The sequence below is a fragment of the Vibrio hangzhouensis genome, assembly GCF_900107935.1.
Lineage (GTDB): Bacteria > Pseudomonadota > Gammaproteobacteria > Enterobacterales > Vibrionaceae > Vibrio > Vibrio hangzhouensis.
On the sequence record NZ_FNVG01000012.1, the window covers coordinates 34,026 to 55,213 of the forward strand.

General features: G+C 48.7%; 18 protein-coding genes. 10 read left to right on the plus strand and 8 right to left on the minus strand.

The annotated features are described in order from the left end of the window. Positions 1-213 precede the first annotated feature (213 nt). Positions 214-2,175 (plus strand): glycogen debranching protein GlgX, encoded by a 1,962-nt coding sequence (gene glgX / locus C4S60_RS13060; RefSeq protein ID WP_103880796.1) that lies wholly within the window; start codon positions 214-216, stop codon positions 2,173-2,175. A gap of 156 nt (positions 2,176-2,331) precedes the next feature. Continuing rightward, entirely contained in the window at positions 2,332-4,092 is a 1,761-nt protein-coding gene (locus C4S60_RS13065; protein WP_103880797.1) for a sensor domain-containing diguanylate cyclase, read from the plus strand. A gap of 65 nt (positions 4,093-4,157) precedes the next feature. On the opposite strand, the gene C4S60_RS13070 is transcribed toward C4S60_RS13065, so the two are convergent. Then, positions 4,158-5,033: a LysR family transcriptional regulator gene (locus C4S60_RS13070; protein WP_103880798.1), complete on the minus strand. Its 876-nt coding sequence runs from the start codon at positions 5,031-5,033 to the stop codon at positions 4,158-4,160. A gap of 139 nt (positions 5,034-5,172) precedes the next feature. Then, positions 5,173-6,174 carry a BamA/TamA family outer membrane protein gene (locus C4S60_RS13075; RefSeq protein ID WP_146060868.1) on the minus strand — a complete coding sequence of 334 codons (1,002 nt, stop codon included), beginning with the start codon at positions 6,172-6,174 and terminating at the stop codon, positions 5,173-5,175. Between the two features lie 544 nt (positions 6,175-6,718). On the opposite strand from C4S60_RS13075, the gene C4S60_RS13080 reads away from it, so the two are divergent. Together C4S60_RS13080 and C4S60_RS13085 are read left to right on the plus strand one after the other, a co-directional pair. Next, positions 6,719-7,396 (plus strand): DUF2057 family protein, encoded by a 678-nt coding sequence (locus C4S60_RS13080; RefSeq protein ID WP_103880900.1) that lies wholly within the window; start codon positions 6,719-6,721, stop codon positions 7,394-7,396. A 65-nt stretch (positions 7,397-7,461) separates the two neighbouring features. Then, positions 7,462-8,064, plus strand: a complete 603-nt coding sequence (locus C4S60_RS13085; protein ID WP_103880800.1) for an SGNH/GDSL hydrolase family protein — start codon at positions 7,462-7,464, stop codon at positions 8,062-8,064. A gap of 66 nt (positions 8,065-8,130) precedes the next feature. Here the strand turns inward: C4S60_RS13085 and C4S60_RS13090 are convergent, their stop codons facing one another. Further along, positions 8,131-9,519 (minus strand): SLC13 family permease, encoded by a 1,389-nt coding sequence (locus C4S60_RS13090; RefSeq protein WP_103880801.1) that lies wholly within the window; start codon positions 9,517-9,519, stop codon positions 8,131-8,133. Between the two features lie 883 nt (positions 9,520-10,402). On the opposite strand from C4S60_RS13090, the gene C4S60_RS13095 reads away from it, so the two are divergent. From C4S60_RS13095 to C4S60_RS13120, 6 genes are all read left to right on the plus strand, one after another. Continuing rightward, positions 10,403-12,082: a GMC family oxidoreductase gene (locus C4S60_RS13095; RefSeq protein WP_103880802.1), complete on the plus strand. Its 1,680-nt coding sequence runs from the start codon at positions 10,403-10,405 to the stop codon at positions 12,080-12,082. A gap of 112 nt (positions 12,083-12,194) precedes the next feature. Continuing rightward, positions 12,195-12,455 (plus strand): acyl-CoA-binding protein, encoded by a 261-nt coding sequence (locus C4S60_RS13100; RefSeq protein WP_103880803.1) that lies wholly within the window; start codon positions 12,195-12,197, stop codon positions 12,453-12,455. 290 nt (positions 12,456-12,745) lie between these two features. Further along, positions 12,746-13,285, plus strand: coding sequence for a glutathione peroxidase (locus C4S60_RS13105; protein ID WP_103880804.1), 540 nt, complete (start codon positions 12,746-12,748; stop codon positions 13,283-13,285). A 436-nt stretch (positions 13,286-13,721) separates the two neighbouring features. Beyond that, entirely contained in the window at positions 13,722-15,734 is a 2,013-nt protein-coding gene (locus tag C4S60_RS13110; RefSeq protein WP_103880805.1) for an SDR family oxidoreductase, read from the plus strand. A 64-nt stretch (positions 15,735-15,798) separates the two neighbouring features. Continuing rightward, entirely contained in the window at positions 15,799-16,305 is a 507-nt protein-coding gene (locus tag C4S60_RS13115) for a DUF2505 domain-containing protein (RefSeq protein WP_103880806.1), read from the plus strand. 44 nt (positions 16,306-16,349) lie between these two features. Further along, on the plus strand, positions 16,350-16,982 hold the full coding sequence (locus tag C4S60_RS13120) for a TetR/AcrR family transcriptional regulator (RefSeq protein ID WP_103880807.1): 633 nt from the start codon (positions 16,350-16,352) through the stop codon (positions 16,980-16,982). Positions 16,983-17,045: 63 nt separating this feature from the next. Here the strand turns inward: C4S60_RS13120 and C4S60_RS13125 are convergent, their stop codons facing one another. From C4S60_RS13125 to C4S60_RS13145, 5 genes are all read right to left on the minus strand, one after another. Beyond that, entirely contained in the window at positions 17,046-17,975 is a 930-nt protein-coding gene (locus C4S60_RS13125) for an alpha/beta hydrolase (protein WP_103880808.1), read from the minus strand. A gap of 85 nt (positions 17,976-18,060) precedes the next feature. Beyond that, a complete protein-coding gene (locus C4S60_RS13130) occupies positions 18,061-19,620 on the minus strand; it encodes a wax ester/triacylglycerol synthase family O-acyltransferase (RefSeq protein ID WP_103880809.1) in 1,560 nt (519 codons plus the stop codon). Between the two features lie 81 nt (positions 19,621-19,701). Next, a complete protein-coding gene (locus C4S60_RS13135; RefSeq protein ID WP_244183096.1) occupies positions 19,702-20,073 on the minus strand; it encodes a phasin-related domain-containing protein in 372 nt (123 codons plus the stop codon). A gap of 30 nt (positions 20,074-20,103) precedes the next feature. After that, positions 20,104-20,736 carry a phasin family protein gene (locus tag C4S60_RS13140; RefSeq protein ID WP_103880811.1) on the minus strand — a complete coding sequence of 211 codons (633 nt, stop codon included), beginning with the start codon at positions 20,734-20,736 and terminating at the stop codon, positions 20,104-20,106. Positions 20,737-20,889: 153 nt separating this feature from the next. Beyond that, positions 20,890-21,162 carry a polyhydroxyalkanoic acid system family protein gene (locus tag C4S60_RS13145; protein ID WP_103880812.1) on the minus strand — a complete coding sequence of 91 codons (273 nt, stop codon included), beginning with the start codon at positions 21,160-21,162 and terminating at the stop codon, positions 20,890-20,892. Positions 21,163-21,188: the final 26 nt, after the last annotated feature.

The window sequence follows — 21,188 nt, forward strand, 5'->3', positions numbered from 1 at the left end:
TAGATCACAAAAAAAGGGGGGAGTAGCATTGATATCAGTAATATTTTGACGCGCAGAATACGCTTCCTATCACCTTTTATAACATCTGAGTAAACACGCTGAAATTAAATTACATTTAAAATTCTGTGATCTTAGCTTGACCTAAAGTTTACAAACCTATTAACTAGTGAAGGTTTAAGTAATGTCATTCACGAACAAATAGAAAAAAATCTTATGACACAACATCAATCAAGCCCATATCCTTTAGGTGCAACGCTGGATGCTCAAGGTTGTAATTTCTCTATACATGCACCAGATTGTCCCAATATTCAATTGGCTCTCTTTGATGACAACAATCATTGTACTTTGTTCCCGCTAACTCAAGAATATGCGGGAATACGACACATCTATGTTCCTGATATTATGGCAGGCCAACGCTACGGTTATGTCATCAAGCATGATGAGCAAAGTCATTATCTTTCTGACCCTTATGCAAAAGCATTAGACTCTTCATTGCACTACGTACCTCCATTCAATACCGAGAAAAGCCTCGACTTGCCGCGCTGTGTCGTCACAGATGATCGCTTTGACTGGCAGGATACAGAATTGCCACGCATACCACGTGAAGAAATGGTTCTGTTTGAAACTCACGTCAAGGGATCAACCCAACTCAATCATCAAGTACCATCGGAGCACCGGGGCAAATACCTCGGATTGATCAGCCCGGAAATGCTGGAATTTTACCAACAGCAGAACATCAGCTCCATTCAGCTGCTCCCTGTTGCCGCCTGTATGCACGAACCACACCTGTTGCAGATGGATAAAGTCAATTACTGGGGGTATAACCCCTACGTCTTTATGGCTCCGGACCCAAGGTACGCAAATAACGATGCAGTCACTGAACTGAAAACTACGATTAGAGAACTGCACCGCCACGGTATAGAAGTGATTCTGGATGTTGTCTACAACCACACCGCAGAAGGTGGTGATAACGGACCTGTATTTAACTTGAAGGCACTGGATTCGAAGTTCTATCTTCGTCATGGCGAGTATTACGCTAACTTCACCGGATGCGGCAATACCGTCGATCTAAACTATCAACCAGCGCTTAATCTAGTCATGGATACCCTGCGTTACTGGGTGCAAGAGTTTAAAGTAGACGGTTTCCGTTTTGATCTGGCCGCGACGCTGGGTCGTAACGGTGACAACTTCAATCGAGAGGCCGCCTTTTTCCGTGCCGTGGCTCAGGATCCGGTTCTTAAGCAAACCAAGCTCATCGCAGAGCCGTGGGACATTGGTCCCAATGGCTATCAGGTAGGAAATTTCCCATTTGGTTGGAACGAGTGTAACGACCGTCTGCGTGACATTACCCGTAGTTTCTGGCGAGGTGATCAAGGCTATCTGAAGGAGTTTGCGACACGATTGATGGGGTCTCGAGACCTCTATAGCGCTGCGAACTGGCCCTATAAGCTCACCGTCAATTACATTACCTACCATGACGGTTTCACTATGCAGGATCTTGTGTCTTATAAACACAAACACAACGAAGCAAATGGTGAGCAAAATCGTGATGGTCATGGCGACAATCGTTCTGACAACTATGGTGCCGAAGGCGAAACCGACAACCCTGTGGTATTAGCGACTCGTGAGAAGCAGAAACGCAACTTTATGGCAACCTTGCTGTTTTCATTTGGGATCCCACATATACTAACCGCTGACGTGCTGTCACACTCTCAACGCGGTAACAATAATGCTTACTGTCAGGACAACGAAATCAGCTGGCTGAGCTGGGAAATGACCGGAGCGAAAGATCACTTTAAGCAATGGCTGGCCGATATGTTAGCGGCTCGTCAGAAATACATGGTGCCATTTATTCGTGCATTTAGTGGTGAGAAGCGCAATGACAATCGGATTTTCTGGAGTCGTGTTGACGGGAAATTGATGAGTATGGAAGACTGGAATCAACTCAGCAGCGTTGCACTGCACATCGGTATCGGTGAAGAAGGCGATGAAATGGTTTATCTTATCAACCAAACAAAAGCCCCGGCCAGATTCAGCCTGCCAAAGGATAAAGGTCAGATTTGGAAAACGATCTGCGATACTCATATCGCGGAGTCGGAAGTCGGACATGCTGAAGGCGAAATTCTACAGGCTCCAATGTCGATGGCCATACTGCATTATTCGCGTGATTCTTAATCCGATATAAAGTCTTTGTGATTTTCTATAAAAGAGCTTGTTTTTCAAGCTCTTTTTGTATCAATTTGATCTCAAATAGCTTTACATCAAATTTCCTTTGAACTTGTCCCTGAGCAAGTAGTACCATGCCTTCATACCCAACTCGTTTAATAGAAAATGTCTCTACCTAAATTTTTGCTGCGAGCATTTAAACCACTCACTTTCACTCTCATCGTGATTCTTGTGGTGATTTCTTTTCGCCAGTACCAAAACTCTCAGCAACTTGCCAAAGAGCAGTCGCAATCGAATGTCAAAACCGCTTCAGCTCTGGTTTGGTCGCAGATAGAAACCACGTTCGCCAAGGTTGATCTCCTTCAGGAGCAAGCAAATACCCCCATATTTTCTTCCCTGGCTCATCAAACTCTCGCTAATACCTACTTGTATAAAAGCATTGCCCAATATGATCAGCGCACCCAATCGTATGTCGATACACGAGGGGAAAGCCTGCCATTCTCAACTCTGGAAAGCATTCAATGGAATGCGTTTAATGCGCTGTCTCATAAGTATGCGGTTTCAACCCTGTACCAAAAATCCGATGGCTTCTGGGTATTTGCCATTAAACAACTGAATAACCAACAAAAAGAAGTATGGTTTGAAGTGGACGTACAACACATCACACAATACCTCGCCAACCTGAAAACGCTAAAAGAAGGCTATGTCTTCGTGATTGATGCGACAACTGGTCAGTTAATTTTCCACCCTAACCCTACGCGAATTGGCACGCGATCCATCAGCTATTTCGGGGGATTGGATGAACAGATACAAAATAGTCAAAATCGCGGCAGCTACGAGTATTTCTACAACGGCCAGCTCAAAATCAGTGAGTTTGATGCGCGTAATCCAATGAACTGGGTGTTCGTCTCAGGAACCAGTCGTGCAGATATCCTGTTTACCTCCTATCAGATTGGCCTCAGTGCACTGGTCGTTTTTGCGCTGTTCTTGCTGCTGTTTTCTATCAACTATATAAGCTATCAACTCAACCAGTCCCTGGCTAAATTGAATCAAGCTCCAGATATTGCCCACTTCAAACATGATTTGCGCGCAGTCTTTGATCGATTCACCTTCCATAGAGGTATGCAGTTTTGTCTTTATGAACAAGAGAGCGGAAACTTCAAAACCATTGACTTCCATGGTAATAGCAAGGTTATTCATCAATGTGAAACACTACCAAAAATACTAACTTTGCGTGAACTCAACTACATGTACAACAGTGACTATGATGAACTCGCCCGCAAGTTACAGATACATGGACGCCACTACACACTGCCGTTGTATCAGCGCGACTCCCTGATTGGTATCATCTATCTGCGTAGCTCCTTTTTCGCCTTTGATGGTGTTATACGGGCGATCAGAGACTTCTCGGAAGTCGCCTTATCCAATCTCTTACTGTTTCAGCGCCTCAACAGCAAAGACACGCTTACCGGGTTGGACAACAAACTAACGATGAGAAATGCACTCTCGGTGCAGTTGCACAATCCATCCTGTTATTTTGCCTTGATCGATATTAATGGGCTTCGCTCGCTAAATCGAGACTATGGTGACATGGTGGGAGATACCATTATTCTCTATATTGCAGATATCATTAAGCGCAGTTTCCCCAAACCCAAGTCCAATTGCATTGGCCGGTATGAAAGCGGCTTATTTGCCCTTCTCTTCAATGCCAATGACATGTCAGATGCCAAAAAGCAATTAGACTGGTTACGTCAACTTATCGAGAAGCTACCGCTGAACGTACATGATGAATGGATTAAAGCTACCGTCTCAATTGGCCTAACCGCGACAGGAGACAGCACCGATGCCGTCATTGGACGAGCCACCCAAAGCCTGCAACAGGCTAAGCTACAGGGGCGTAATAAAGTGCATGTGTATCAGGAATAAAAAAACCGTGTGAGTACAACTCACACGGCTATATCATTTCAGTTGGGTGACACGCCTGGATATGTCTAAAAAACGCCCAGCATTTCACATAGGTACTTCGCTGCCGGCCCCAAACGAGTATTGGACTTCCACAATACATCGGCGGAGTTTAACATCTCATAACGCTGGAATTCCGGTCTAAAGTCTATCAACGTCCCCATAGACTGTTTATCGACAATAAAGTCCCTCGGAACAATCGCCCAGCCTATACCTTGCTCTACCAACTTTATTACGTCTTCCTGATCGTCCGCTTGCCAGATATCTTGAGAGAATGCCCCTTGCGCCTTTAGGACGTTGTTTAGCATCATACTTCTGCATACAATCTGACGCTCACCAATCAAAGTCTCGTTACTCACCTGAGGCATATCAGCAAAAATTGAGTCTGGGCTACAGATGCACACCCACTCAATATTTGCTATCGAAATAAAGTCCAGTCCTTCAGGAACTGCGTCCGCGGCTAGATTGAAGCCTAACTCGACATCGTCATTAAGGATGGCATTAGTTAAGTGCTGGGCACTCAAACGTGATACATCGACTTGAGTGAAGGGAAAACGTTGCGACATTTTTTCAATCGCAGATTCGAGCAACGCAAACGGAAGCAACGGGTCAATGGCAATTTTTAGCGTATCTTCCACGCTGTCGACACTCGCTTTGGAGTAATTGCGAATTCGCTCCGCCTGTCTGAGTAGAACTTTCGCCTGAGAAAGCATTCGCTCTCCCTGAGGCGTCAGTTTTGGATATTTCGTACTGCGATCAAACAGAGTGACCCCAAGGTCTACTTCCAGATTATTGACACCAATACTCACCGAACTCTGGCTTTTCCCCAAATGCCTGGCGGCGGCAGAAAAGGAGCCTTGCTCCGCGGCAGCGACAAATGCGACAAGCTGTTCAATATTCAGCATATCCAACCCTTTGACTTAATTATTAACAAGCGACTATCGTAAAACAATAGCACAAAAAAAGCACTCAACTATAACCCGGCAACATACCTGATTGAGCGGTCATTTGTGCGATAAATCAATATGATAAAACTGATGATTCCTAGAACGCCTCTCCAAATCGAATATAGAAACTGGTATTTCCCATCTTAGAGACTGCGGCATCGACACCAATTGAAAATCGCTCTTTCGCGTTTAACAAATATCGAATACCAATACCCGCTGAAGGAATCACCTCTGACTTTACCGAATTAGCGAGATGTCGATCATCATTGCGAACCATCGCTGCACCGGCAAACGCGACTCCACTCCATAACTGAGTAAACTTACGTCGATACTCTATTTCCGCCTGGTACACCGCACTTCCTCGATATTTATTCCAGTCAGCACCTCTCAGGTCGGGCGTAACAAACTCGTACTCTGGCGTCTCACCTAGCATTTCCTTTCCAATCACCCGATAGGCAAGTACATCATCACCGATTGGGAAATATTGGCTCACCTCGGCATCTAGGCGATGAAACGGCTTTCCGGTATTCCTGTCTTTTGAGTAGTGTAGTGTGCTCAAATCGACATTTAACCCATTTGTAGCTCCCATCATATTGTCCCTTGAATCATAAGTCATCAAGAAACCAAGGGCATGGTTGCTGCCACTCATTTCCTGTTCAAAGGCTTTTTTAATTGCAGGATCGGTGTTTTCATTCAGACTGGCATCACCGCCGCTCCATAATCCCTGCACACCAAAGTAGAGATCATCAATAATTTGCTTTCGCACTTCACCATAGACAAAATTTGAATAGGTTGAATACTGAACCGCCTTTGGCAACTGCATTCCAACTCGGCCTGTGTATTTTAAATTCAGACTAAAATGTCCAGCGTAAAAACCTGCGCGCCAGGCATCGTAAGCAAAAACATGCTCGTGCCCCACAATGGCCATCCCGCTGTCAGAATCGGTATATTGACCGTAAAACATACTAGTGGAAGGGTTAGTGGCGCCTTCTGCACGATCGTGCAAATACATGGCGTTGATGCCAAGACCAACGCCGAGTGCGTCATCAGTGATGGGAACCGGGAAAGCGGCAAACTTTCTGTCTGGTAAAGTGGACATCTCGCCTTCCACCCCCTCCTCCGTGCCCTCAGTATTTGACGAAGAAGGCGCTGATTTCTGCGCATAGGAAAATGGCGATTGCGTTAGCAGGCACAAGGCTAACATCGGGATTAACTTTGTCGGTGTTTTCAAATGAAATCTCTAGGTAACTCGTTATTTTTTTAAGTTCGCACCGAGATTCCATTCTTAAGAGCGGTAAGCCCATCACGTGCGTGTGTAAACAATCAAATTTAATGCGTCAAAATGCTACTAGAGTCGCCTCAACCGACAAAATCAACCTATTCGAAAAAGCAATACTTAACACTAAGACCCATTAGATGAATCCGCACTCCCCCAAAGGGCATTATCAAAGCCAATAAATTGAAATACAGTGATTCACCGATAAAATACTCACTAAAGAAGAAGGTGCGAAAGGTTGCTAAGATCATGTCAATTCTTGATTAAAACTGTCCTGCAGAGATTTGTCCTGGTTGCAATCAACAACTAACATAGGCAAGCTAGAGTACGCTAAAATGAAAGAATGATTTTGCTAGGACAAACTACCATGAAAGCTCTAAAGACTCTTACTATTGCACTTCTTGCCGGTTTCAGCACGATGGCTGCCGCAGATGTGACGATCAAAATTCCTGAGTCAGTAGACCTGCTTGCAGTTAATGCAGGTGACCCTGACACGAAATCTAATGGCTTCTTCTCTTCGGGTAAAACCGCAACGCTGCCTGATGGTGTTAACCAAATCGTGTTTCGATTTCAACCTTACTTTGACCTGAACCGCGAGGAGCGGGTAAATGTGCCTAGTAAGGCGATCATAGCAAGGTTTGAAGCAACGGATGCAGAGCTTACACTTACCGTTCCGACCTACCAAAATGAACGTCAGGCCAGGAAAAACATTGATAGCTTCGAATGGACCCTGACCGATGCAAACGGCAATGTCATTCCTGTTACTCAAGATAAACTGGTAAAAGACGGTATGCAGATTGGGCGAGATTACCAACGTGAATCTGAAGACTATAACCGTAAAGGTGGTGTCGCTGCGATTGCGGCTGCAGGTATGGTCACCGCCGCGGCCATTCCAACAACACTGCCAGCAGACCCGGCTGACGCTAAAGTCGCATCACCAGCGGGCACTGCAGACAATACTGCGGAAGAAATGTTGATCTTTTGGTATAACAAGGCTGACGCCGAAACTAAAGCGCGCTTCAAAGAGTACATTAACAAAAACTAGCGTGGAACTCATTGCGTGAGCCGCTCTACACGAGCGGCTTTTTCGATCATCAGGTGAGCAAAATAATGAAAAAGATCGTTTTACTGGGAGACAGCTTGACCGCAGGCTGGGGTCTGAAGGCCGGAGAAAACTGGGCCGATAAACTGGCAAATACCTTTCCGGATAGTGAATTTATTAACTGTGGTATTCCGGGTGATACAACTTCTGGCATGCTCGCACGCTTTAAAGAGCAGGTTCTGGACCAAAAACCGGACTGTTTCGTTCTGTTTGGTGGACTCAATGACCTTAACTGGGGCACCGATATTAGTGTGGTAGCAAGCAATATAAACTCAATGATCGCTCAGGCTCAGCATCATGGTATTCGTCCTGTCATGGTGGTCACTTCAGCCATCGATCCGATTGGTTCACTGCCCATGTTTGGCCACAAACCCGAGTTGGTCGATACGTTGAGAGCAGCAGTGACCGAATTGAGTGATGTTCATGCAGCTAAGCTGATGCAGATGTACGGACATGGTCCCGAAAGCCTCTGCGTCATCAACATCTACCAGGCATTTGAACGGTACGCAGAAAAAGAAGGATACTCGTCACTATATCAAAATGATGGAATCCACCTTTCTGCGCTTGGAGCAAACCTCATTTATGAGAATCTGCTCTCTCTGTTCAGGTAGCAAACAAACCGTTAAAAGTAGAAGAGTCACCTTCTGGTGACTCCTTTGTTGGTAGTTAAGCGCCGATTAGGCCCAAAAACTGAGCGCAATAAACGTTAACGCCCCAATACAGGCAATATTCAAAACAATACCAATGCGCATCATTTCCTGTTGTTTGATATGCCCGGACGCAAAGACAATCGCATTGGGTGGCGTTGCAACCGGCAACATGAAGGCGCAAGATGCCGCGACCGCAATCAGTACCGACAGAATCACAGGTGACATACCGAACGCCTCGGCAACACTAGCGAATACAGGGATCAGCAATGCCGCACTAGCTGTATTACTGGCAAACTCTGTTAAGAATACAACAAACGCAGCGATCACAAGAATGATGAACAGCATACTAAACTGAGAGATCAGATCGCTGAGTTCATTTGCCAGAAAGACACTGGTTCCTGTTGCTTTCAATACGTTGCTCAGACAGATACCCCCGCCAAATAGCAGCAATACTCCCCAATCCGCGGTTTTCTCAATATCTTTCCAATGAACAACCCGAGCAAAGTTGACAGCGACAATGGCACCTAAGGCTACAATGGTATCGAACTTAGAGTATCCACCGAGCATGGCGTTGATGGGCTTGCTGAAAATCCAGAAGAATACGGTGAGGCCAAAAATGAGCAAGGTCACCACTTTACCTTTATCCCAATTGACGGGTTCGTGGCTGATCTCAAACTCACCATCCAATTTGGGCTTAAGCACGAAAAACAACACCGCTAGCGCAATCGGTAGCAAAATAATCGATGTGGGCAGGCCGAATGCCATCCAGTCTGTAAAGGATAACCCCACTTCCGCGGCCGCAATCGCATTAGGAGGACTTCCAACCATAGTGGCAATCCCGCCAATACTGGCACTGTAGGCAATTCCGAGTAAGACGAAAACATAGGTATTGTGACCACTATCCTCGTTCACTTTGCTGAGTACTCCGAGTACCAGTGGTAGCATCATGGCCGCCGTCGCAGTATTACTGATCCACATAGACAGTAAAGCCGTGACACCAAACAGCATGAAGACCGCCACACTCATTCGGCCTTTAGCCATCACCAGCACCTTGTCTGCCACTACCTTGTCTAACCCCTGTCGATGCATCGCAGCAGCGAGCGCGAATCCTCCCAGGAACAAGAAAATGATCGAGTTGGCAAAATTGTTGAGAGCGGTTTGCGTATTAAAGACATCAAACAAAACGGCGACCACCGGCACGAGAATCGCGGTCACCGTCACATGCAGAGCTTCCGTCAGCCAAAGCACGGCAATAAACACCAGAATACTGATGCCTAAAACCACATCCGACTCGAAAGGTAACGTATTGTAGAGCACCGTGAACAACACCAGGTCCGCTAATATGATCATGCTGTTTCGGTTAAACAACCACTCCCGGGTATTGGAGGGCAAAGGGACACTATCATTTCTATTCATTATTATGGCTTCCTTTGAGTAAACGGGCAGACGCTCCAAGGAGGAGTATCCGAAAGCCATAAGCAGTACTGGAAACTTGAATTCGATTCGATCAGAAGGCTGACCCTTTCCAGTGAGTTGTAATTGTACTGAGACTTGGCAAAGGCACTGATACACAGTTTCCACGCTTATGGGACCAGAACATGATCCCACATAGAAAACCAAGCGCATAATGAAAAATTATCATTCTGTTAACCACATCAACATTGTGGATACATCACTAATTACTAGATAGCACTCCTATGCCTTTATCAGGGGACAATATAGTTTGTTCGGGTATGTCGTATTTTGATACTACTCACGCCAATAAGCGCCGTCATCGTCAAAAGAGTACAGAGCACTCTCAACACGTAGGCAACTGAAAATAAAGACTAAGTCACGTAATTTGCCTTCACAGCACGTTGTATGAGATTCCCCTATTCAAGGGGCTGATGCTGTTTGCTAGTAAGGCCGATCTCAAGTAGCGATCAAAGAAGCAGTAACTCGATAACGACCCAACTCTCTGATAAACAAGGAAACGCGCTGGCAACAGGTGAAGTATGCATTAACAGCTAAAGCGTGATGAAAGGCTATTACCGTAGTCCAGAAGCCACAGAGAAAGCGGTAGAAATGACCTAGATTATCGGTGCTGAACATGAAAAATTATCTGAATGAGTATACGCTTACATCGTATTAGAAGCGGAAATACAAGTCGACGAAGAGAGCCTTATTCTTTGGAGTAAAGAGCAACTCGCTGCTTACGAATACCCGTGTCGTCTTTTTATTCGTGAATCCCGACCAATCACGGCGACAGGTAAGACTCTGAAACGCGAGTTAACAGTAGAAATGACATAGGAGGAGTAATATGGAGCGTTACGATTACATTGTCGTTGGTGGAGGCTCAGCGGGATGTGTGCTGGCTTCACGCCTTACTGAGGATGAAACTATTTCAGTATGTCTGCTAGAGGCAGGTGGTAAAGATGACAGTGCCATTATTCACACACCGGTAGGTGTGGTGGCCATGGTGCCGACTAAGATCAACAATTGGGCATTTGAAACGGTGCCGCAGTCTGGTCTTAATGGCCGTAAAGGGTATCAACCTAGAGGTAAAACTTTAGGTGGTTCAAGCTCTATTAACGCGATGATGTATGCCCGAGGCCATAAGTACGATTATGATCTTTGGGCAAGCTTAGGTAACGAAGGGTGGAGCTATGAAGAGTGTTTGCCTTACTTCAAAAAGGCAGAACACAATGAAGAGTTAAAAGATGAGTTTCATGGTCAAGGTGGACCATTGAATGTCGCTAACCTGCGTTCACCAAGTCCTATGGTTGAACGCTATCTTGATGCCTGTGAAGAGGTCGGCATTCCGCGTAATCCAGATGTGAATGGCGCCGAGCAATTCGGTGCCATGCGGACCCAAGTGACTCAATTAAATGGTGAGCGTTGCAGCGCAGCAAAAGCTTACCTTACCCCGAATCTTGATCGCCCTAATCTAACTGTTGTGACCAAAGCCACCACGCATAAAGTGCTGACGGAAGGTAAGCGCGCGGTGGGTGTGGAGTATGGCTCTAGAGGCAAGGTGTTTCGCATCTATTGCAAACATGAAGTGATATTGTCTGCAGGTGCGTTTGGCTCTCCGCAGATCCTGCAGCTTTCTGGTATTGGCGATAAAGCCGATCTAGAACCACACGGCATTGAGCAGGTACACCAGCTTTCAGGTGTAGGCAAGAACTTGCAAGACCACATCGACCTAATACATAGCTTTAAGACCTCAGCCAAGAATGAGACGTTTGGTATTTCACTGCAAATGCTCAACGATATCCGCAAGGCGTTACCGGAGTGGAAGAAGGAGCGCAAAGGCAAACTGAGTAGTAACATTGCTGAAGGGATTGGATTTTTCCGCTCTGGAGAAGGGGTAGATGTGCCCGACCTGGAGTTTGTCTTTTTGGTGGGTGTGGCTGACGATCATGCAAGAAAGGTTCATACTAGCCATGGGTTTAGCTGCCATGTGACACTGCTGAGACCTAAGAGTCGTGGCACAGTTACCATCAAAAGTAGCAATCCATATGAGGCTCCGGCGATTGATCCCAACTTTTTCAGTCACCCTGATGACATGCCTTTAATGATCAAAGGGTGGAAAAAGCAGTATCAGATGTTGCAAAGCTCAGCCTTTGATGATGTGCGTGGTGACAACTTCTACCCTGTTGATCCTAATGATGATAAGGCGATTGAGCAAGACATCCGAAACCGAGCCGATACTCAGTATCACCCGGTCAGTACTTGTAAAATGGGGCCAAAAGAGGATGAGCAAGCGGTAGTAGATAATCAAGGCCGAGTCTATGGTATCGAGCAGCTTCGTGTTATTGACGCTTCTATCATGCCAACCTTGGTTGGTGCAAATACCAATGCCCCAACCATCATGATGGCAGAGAAGATCGTTGAGCAAATCAAAAAGAGACACGCAGGCACTGTGAATAATTTGTACCGTCGAGTTGATTTATCTGTACATCAAGACGCGAATCTATCGGGAAGGGATTTTTCCTAGTTTACTGCCTAGGTCACTCTTTGAGCTATTGTGTAAACATTTATGGCTGCTGTAAACTGGTCGGAGCACTGCTTGACGGTGACCTTCAATTATCGAGAAAAAGGACTTTTCCATGAGTGATCTCTCTTCCCAGTTCGAAGCGGCAGCCGACGCCGTAAAAACGTTGAAGCAACGGCCTGATGATGAAACGCTGTTGTCACTTTACGCCTACTACAAACAAGGCAGCACTGGCGATGTACAGGGCAGACGGCCTGGTCTGTTCGACTTTAAGGGTAGCGCCAAGTATGCAGCGTGGGAACGCTTGCGTGGCATGGAGTCAGATAAGGCTAAACAGGCATACGTCGACCTGGTCGAGCGTTTGGCCAGCGCCTGATCAAGCAGATACAGTTCATCGGATCAGGCCTCTAATTTATTCTTCGCCGGGCTGCAGCCGTAAATCGCACAGACATGTCTGATTGTCTGATTGTCTGATTGTCTGATTGTCTGATTGTCTGATAGGTATAGCTCAAGGCAACACCACCTGATCCAGAACCGTTTTAGGGTGCCCTTTCTAATTTGTTGAGCTACACATATCAAAGGGATTAAAACCAAGTCAGTGTGAACTTTATGATTCACACAGCGTAACAGCAGGTCTCCCATTTTCTAAACCAGAAGGGACTTTTGATGTTTAGTAAAATCCAATATATCGCTGCTTTAGTCAGTGTTCCCTGGCAAAGTCGCGAAGGCAATGCCCACGATTTTAGTTTCGATACTATCGCTGGTGATGTGCTATCACTAGCCGATTACAAGGGCAAAGTAGTGCTGGTGGTCAATACTGCCTCAGAGTGCGGCTTTACCCCGCAGTACAAGCAATTGCAGACTTTGTGGGAAACCTATCGTGACCAGGGGTTAGTAATAGTCGGGGTGCCGTGTAACGATTTTGGAGGTCAGGAAAAAGCCTCCAATGCCAGTATCAATAGCTTCTGTGAACTTAACTTCGGGGTGACGTTCCCACTAGCCGCAAAAACAAAGGTGAAAGGCAAAGGTCAGCACCCATTCTATACCTGGGCCGGGCAGCAAGTCGGTTTCGTGGGTAAACCGCGCTGGAACTTTCACAAATTCCTGGTGAATAAAGACGGCAAACTGGTTGACTGGTTTTCGTCGACCACCAAACCCGATGCCCGGAAGCTGGTGAGAGCGATTGAGCGTGAGCTAGCCAAATAACTCAAAAACGCGCCGGTCTTATTCATCGCCAATGCAATATGATCGGCTATACCGGCCAGACTTCTTTTTAATGCCCTTTTCAAAGCCCTTGTAATCACGGGTCAGAAGGCCGTCTTCTTTGAAGCTACAGTGAAACCCGAATCTCGGGTTTGTTCTGCTCTCAACATCACCCTGCTGATGGCAGAAGCGGCTTTTCTCGCAAGTTACTGTCAGGCAACACTTTTAAAACAACCTGTTCCTTGAGTATTTCATCCGGTCCAACATTGGCCGGCACATATCATAAACTAGCGCAGCTTATTTTTTGGCGTTTGTGTGGCCTAGTTAACACAAAGTGGTCGTACCAGTTTGCTATGCTTAAATGGCATAGGGAAATAATGTTGCCACGCGAAATTGGCACGGTTAAATAAATGTTATGGAGGCTAGTCAAGGAATGAATATGAACTACTTTATCACCGGGGCCAGCGGATTTATTGGCTTAAACCTCTTACAACGGCTGACCAAACGGCCAGGAACCTTTTACCTGCTGGTTCGCAATGACGATAGCCAGATTAAGATCCTGAATGCGGCAAAACAGCTCGGGTTCCCAACGGATCACCTGGTGTTTGTCCAGGGCGACTTGACCCAACCGAAGCTGGGGATCGCGACCCAGTGGATCGATCAACTCAGCAACTCCGTGACACATTTCTTCCATCTAGCCGCAGTTTATTCGTTCGAAGCCGACAGTGACACTATCGACAACGTCAACATCGACGGTACCCGTCATGCGCTTCAGTTAGCTGAAAAACTGGGTGCCGGCTGTTTTCACCATGTCAGTTCGATAGCCGTCGCTGGCCAGTATCGTGGCTGGTTCCATGAAGATATGTTCGAGCAAGCTCATCCCGAGGGTCACAGTTACCTGACCAGTAAACTGGCCTCCGAGGCGCTGGTGCGTGAGCAGAGTGCATTACCATGGAAAATTTATCGGCCAGGGGTGGTGATCGGAGACTCGAAAACCGGTGCGGCCATGCGTATCGATGGTCCTTACTATTTCTTCAAGTTAATTCAGAAAATGCGCGATTCCCTGCCACAGTGGATGCCTATGCTTGGGCTTGAAGGGGGGCGCCTGAACCTGGTGCCGGTCGATTTTGTCACCGATGCCATGGATCATATTTCCCATCAGCCGGACTTGAACGGCCAGTGTTTTCATCTGACCGATCCTGAGCCTTTCCGAGCCGGCGAGATAGTGAATATCTTCGCCCGCGCAGGACACGCGCCTCGGATGGCGATGCGGATTGACCTGCGTCTGCTGGAGCTACTGCCCGAAACGCTGCGCAAGGAGCTAGGCAATCAGCCCCTGTTAAAGCGTCTGGGCCAATCCCTGTGCCAGGAGTTCGGGATCCCGCCAGCGGTGGCCGCGTTTTTTACCACGCCAACGCTGTTTGACTGCCGCAATACCCAACGGGCCCTGGAAGGCACTAACATCAGCTGTCCAAGGCTTGACGATTACGCCCCGGCAATCTGGGATTACTGGGAGCGAAACCTGGACCCTGACCTGCATCTGGCGCGCAGTCTCAACGCACGGCTGAAGGGTAAAACGGTGATGATCACAGGCGCATCATCAGGCATAGGTAAAGCCGTTGCCCTTAAGCTAGCGAAGGCAGGGGGACAGATGTTGCTGGTGGCGCGTAACGCCGAACGACTGCAGGAGACGGTTCGCGAAGTCGAAGAGCTAGGTGGCAATGCGGCGGCATATTATTGCGACATTGCCGACCTTGAAGCCGTGGATGTCATGATGCAACTGGTTGGACAGCAGTTCGGTAAGGTCGATGTGTTGATCAATAACGCCGGTCATTCGATCCGCCGCCCGGTAATCAACTCACTAAACCGTTTCCACGATTATGAGCGCCTGATGCAGATAAACTATTTCGGCGCACTGAGGCTTATCAACGGTTGTCTGCCCGGCATGATCGCCAGTAACGGTGGCCACATTATCAATATTTCGTCGATTTCAGTGCTGACCAATCCGCCACGCTTTGCTGCCTATGCTGCATCTAAAAGCGCGCTGGAAAGCTTCACCCGCTGTGCGGCTCCAGAGCTGATTGACTACAACATACATATGACGACGATCCATATGCCCTTGGTCGACACGCCGATGCTTGAGCCGGTGGAAACCTATCGTTCGGTCTCAACTCTCAGCCCCGAAGAAGCAGCAGAGATGGTTGCCAAAGCTGTTATTGATCGGCCGAAGCGCGTCGCTACCCGGCTGGGTATGTTCGGTGCCTTGGTGCACGGGCTATTCCCGAAACTGGGTGAGCTGATCATGAACACTTATTTTCATATGTACCCAGACAAGCTGGATCAAAAGTACCGACCGGATCTACCCGAAGCTGAGGCTGCCCACGAAAATCAGCAGCAGATACAGCGGGAGATACAGGCCCTGTCCAGTTTTATCCGGGATATTCATCTGTAAGCCTGTGCTGGATTAAGCAGCAGGATAATCAGTAAACAGAAAATCAGACGACCAAGGAGTGGGAATGAAACGAATCGAATTGGTTCATGCCTACGCGGCACCTCTGGATGAGGTGATCCGTTTTTTTAGCGAAACCGACCTTATCGAAGAGAAATATGCAAAGCTCGGAGCACATCATACTCAGGTCCGGGAACTGGCAGAAACCGACGACGGGTTCAGGACCCGCACCGAACGACAAGTGCCAGCCCAGGTACCATCGGTACTGAAAGCTGTGCTTGGCGCTTCGAATCAGATCCGTCAGCAGGAGCAGTGGCACTGGTTGGACGACGACACCATCTCCTGTGACCTGGTGGTGGAGATCGTCGGCGTGCCGGTGACGGTGCAAGGTGAAATGCGACTGATCGCCTTTGATGACAATCAACGCTGTGAGAACCACGTCACCATCTCGGTATCAGCATCGCTGCCACTTATTGGCGGCACCCTGCGGGAGTTTGTTGCTAAGGATATCAAGCGTCTGGCCGAGGCCGAGTTTAAACATATTCAGCAGCAGATAGCAGTCAGCGCCGCGTAGTCAGGTAAATAACCGCGTTGATGTAACCGGAGTATGGAGGCCTAGTGAAGACCAAATCCAAGATCCTTGAGGCAAGCCGATGTCTGTTTAATCAGCACGGGGTTGAGCCCATTTCCAGCCTGCAGATCGCAACTGAGCTTGGGATCAGCCCTGGTAACCTGTATTACCACTTTCGCGGCAAGGATGAGATCCTCGCTGTGTTGATCAGCGAATGTGACCAGCTGTTTGCCGACGATAGTCAGGCGTTTTCACGAGAGGTTGAGAGCCTGGAGGACTATTGGGCGTTTCTGCACCGACTGATGGAGCACTTCTTGCGTTACCAGTTTATCTTCAGGAGTCTGGATCACCTGCATTGTGACTCGCCGGCCCTTGGTCGGCGGATCCGCGCTCTGGTTCGTCGACTGAAGGGACTGATCATGACCATGCTGGAACAGCTGTCCAGTCTCGGCGTTTTACAGGTCGATCAAGCCGAGCAGACTATTCTGGCCGACAACCTGTTGCTGGTTGGCCTGCATTGGGCGCATTACCAAATTCTTCAGGATCCTGGCCTCGACGAGCCGGCACTGCTGCGAAAAGGCGTGATTCGCATGCTGACCCTGGTTTCTCCCTACGTGGCGCCTGAGCATGGGGCGGCACTGATTCAGCATCAGCGCTGGGCAGAGCAACTCACGGGCTAGGCTAAATTCATATCATCGAGAGCCGAATTCCCGCTGCTGAGCCCTCCAATATTAGAGTGCTTTTTAAGCAGCGGGTTCTTCGCCTTTTATCACATCGTGTTGCCGAAGAAAGTGGGCAATGCGGTCAATCGCTTCTCCGGCTTCACGGATCTGACTAAACAACGGATAAACATGGGGCATACCGTTACCCACAATCAGCTCGATCGGGTGTTCGGCCTGTGTCAGTTTGTCGGCCAGACGAGTTGAATCATCCAGCAGGACCTCTTCAGAGCCTACCACGATCAGCGTGGGAGGAAGTTTCAAATAGTCGGCGTAAATGGGTGAAACCAAGGGATCCCTGGGCGGTGCACCGTTGAGATAAGTATTGCGCATCAGCAGCAGTGAGGGCAGATCGAAAAACGGATCGTCATTACGTTTTTCATAGGCGCTGTTTCCTGTCATCTCCATATCTGACACCGGCGAGAGCAACACTGCAGCGGCGGGTAGTGGCAATTTACTCTGCTGAACCTGCAGTATGGTCCCGAGTACCAGATTGCCGCCGGCCGAATCGCCCATCAGGACGATCTGACTGCTGTCGTAGCCTGCTTTTAGCAGCGCGCGGTAGACCCTGTAGCAGTCATCGTGGGCTGCGGGATACGTATGCTCCGGAGCCAGACGGTAATCAACCATCAGGCCACGGGCAGAGATCTTCTGACACACCCGAGCGATGAAGCTGCTGTGGGTATTCGGGCTGACAAAACAGAAGCCGCCGCCATGGAAATAGAGCAGCAGCAAGTTGTCGTCGGATGCTGGCATGTCAACCCATTCACAGGGAATATCAGCCCAACTGCACGGGGAGCGCTTGATTAGTTTGGGAGCGTTGATAAGCGCGCCATACTGATCGATGTTGGTGATCAGCTCTCGCATTTCATGTACATCGTTGCAGCGAGCCATACGTTGGCGCATAACGCGCTCAAGCACTTTGTTAAATGCCCGACTTTTCCAATGTGCCATGTTTACCTCCCTGAACTGAGTAGGGGAACCCGTGCAGTCTTTCAATCTTCTCAACAGTATAGACGAACAAATCGGACCTTTAGTCTTACTCCTTCGCTGGCTCGGTTTCTCTGGTTACCCTACGGTGTTGCCGAGGAAGAGGTGATACCTTGAACTGTTTCAGTTCGGCAAGCAGCATCTCGGCCTCGTATGCCAGGTTTTGTGAATGATCGTCGGCAAGGGGATCGAACAGTCCACCATTTACCGCTGACATCGCAGTTTCCATCACATCCTGGTCGAGGGACGCCAGTGCTTCTTCCAGGTAGTCGGGAATTTTCTCCGCATGGGGCAAGCTAGACGGGCAACTGACCAGTCCGAAATGCAGGTGGTCATCGTAGCCGAACATGGTGATGTTAATGGTCTGGCCAGGGATCAGCAGAGACAGCGGATAGCATTCCTGCACTTCGGCACCGAAGAAATAGCGCCGCTGCGCTGGTCCCGGCACATTGGAGATGATCAGGTTGGTGGCTGGCGGTACCACATGGTTGATATTCAGTTTACCGCCTAACAATGCCAGTCCGTTGACCAGAATCGAATAATTGATATACCCCCCGGGTGACACCTCCTGCGCCTGGTGCTTCACATCTTGGGTCGACTGCTGGATCGCTGCCAGGCGCCTGGTCGGCGTATCCAGGGCATGGCCCAGTTCAACCAGGCCAACCGCGAACTTGTTGCCACCTTTTTTGACCGCGCCCTCTTCCCGCAGATCAATCGGCATCAGGGCGACCAGAGGCTTCTCAAGACACAAACGGTGATCCTGCAGGTGGCGGTTCAAGGCAATATCACACACGCATAACATCACGTCGTTCAGTGATGCGCCGGTGAGACGGCTAATCTGCCGAAACTGGCTGACAGGAAGGCGGCCCAGGCCAACTGCGCGCGATTTGTGATGCTTCTGATTGAACGGGGTCTTGGGTGCGGTAAAGGGGACTTTTAGATCGGGACGTTTGCCGCAAAACAGTTTCGATAGCATACCTGTGCCCAGGCTGACCAAGCCGAGAGAGGCACTTAGTTGACGTTTCAGTTCACAGACCGAGCCAAACAACTGGGTGATCAACTGCTTGTTTTCTTCCTGCTGTCGCTTGCGCGATTTTCCCAGATCCTGCTGCCAGAATGGCGTGCCCGACTCAGCGGGATCCTGTGACGTGCAGAAATCAAACAACTTGCCGACTTTCATGCCATCAGCAATGGCGTGGTGCACCTTGAAGCAGATCACCACCTGGTTGTTCTCCAGGCCACCAATCACCCACATTTCCCACAATGGGCGGAAGCGATCCAGTTGATGGCTGTGGATCCGTCCGACCAGATCCAGAAGTTGCTCACGGCTACCCGGTTGAGGCAGCATCGACAAATGAACATGCTGGGTGATATCCACGTTCGGGACTTCCTGCCAGTTTGGCCATTCGGTCAATGACAGGTTCAAGCGCCAGTTGAACGGTGACTTGACCTCGGAATAGGAAAGCAACTGGCTGTACAAGTTACATGCGAACTCTGCGCTCTCGGAGTCAGTAGGTGGCTGCAGATGGACTAATCCAGTGACATGCATTGGCGTGTCACCAGATTCAAACAACACAAACGCTAGATCGATAAGAGAGAGTTGATTCATAGACACCTGCCGCCCCAGTCTTGTAAACAAATGAAAAAGGGGTGGGGGCAGTGCCCCACCTGTTTACCAGCAAGTTGCCGGCTATTTTTTCGCTTGCTGTTCCAGCATTGCTTCCACGATGGTGGTCAGCTTTTCGATTTTTTCATCTAACCGATCAAGTTTGGTCCGGTCGATACCGCTAAAGCGATACATTACGTCGTTCATCTGGTCTTCAAGATGGTCGGCGGTTTTATCGCGAGTTAGATCGATCTTGTCTTTCGCAGCCTGTTCCACTTCCTTGCCACGCTCTACCAGTTCGTCAAACATGCGGTTGGTTTTCTGGTTGATAGACTGGGCCTCTTCGACACTGCGGCTATACATGCCCAGCCCGGCCAGCCAGATGTTTCGTGTCATAGACTCACCGCTTTCAACGATTTGAGTGGCGGTTTGGTCAACTGTGCTCAATTTGCTCATGATGTCCTCCCAATAAACTGGTGTGTCGGGTTATTCCGCTTTTTCGGTTGTTGCAGTTTTTGGCTTACTTACCGGTGCATTAGTGGCTTTTGCCTCGCTGGCCGGTGCAGTAGTGACTTTTGCCTTGCTAGCCGGAGCATTAGCGGCTTTGGCCTTGCTGGCCGGAGCTTTTCGCCTTGCTACACCTGAGGCTGCGCGCGGCTTGGCCTTGGCGGTTTTTGCAGCTGGCTTGGCAGGTGGCGCTTTAGCTGCAGTATTTGCAGCGCTAGTCGCTGCTGGCGAGCTCTCTTTCTGATCCTGGCTCTGCTTGAGCAACAGTTCGACCTGTTCGGTCAGTCTGTCCAGCTTGTCATCAACCTGGTTCAGTTTGTAGCTGTCGACACCAGTAACTTTCTGCACCATTTGATGCAGTCGCTCTTCCATTGCCACAGCGGCTTGGCTACGGCTGGTATATGCACGCTCTTTCTGCTGTTTTTCGATGGCACGCCCGCGCTCGAGCAGGTCTTCGAATACCGAGCGGCCGCGTCCAGAGATCTGATTGACCTCCTCGGCACTTTTGGCATAGGCGCCGAGTCCGGCCAGCCAGATGTTATACATCATTGTTTCGCGCATGCTCTCGACGCTTTTTTCATTGTCGGCTGCGCTGCGTGAGAAGATCCCCATCTTTCCCTCCTTAAAATGAATAAGACTGAATTCTCATTCCAGTTTCATCATAGGTAGAGAAGTTAGAGTCAGCTTTCTAATAGCTTGTCAGTGCACAAAAAAATCGAAAAAATATTGATGGGATTTGTGCTGGATCAATTTTTCATGGGGGGGCTAGCCGAGCAGTTCGTCCAGGCGCAGGGAAATATGTTGTTCGATGGAGTATGCAAACAGACTGGCGGCAAAGCCGAGGCGGATATTCATGCTCAGTTTGCCGGAGGTTGGCAACAACCACCCGCGGGCAGAATGGTGCTGAAAGTGCAGATGTTCATCGTCCCAGTGCCAGCGCAGGCCAAACTCCTGCTCCAGTTCATTGGCTACTTGCTCGGCAACATTTCTGGCCTGGCTGTGTGATAATTCATGATTACGCTCGATAAAAATCAACATAGTTAATCAGACCGCCTCTTACTTCT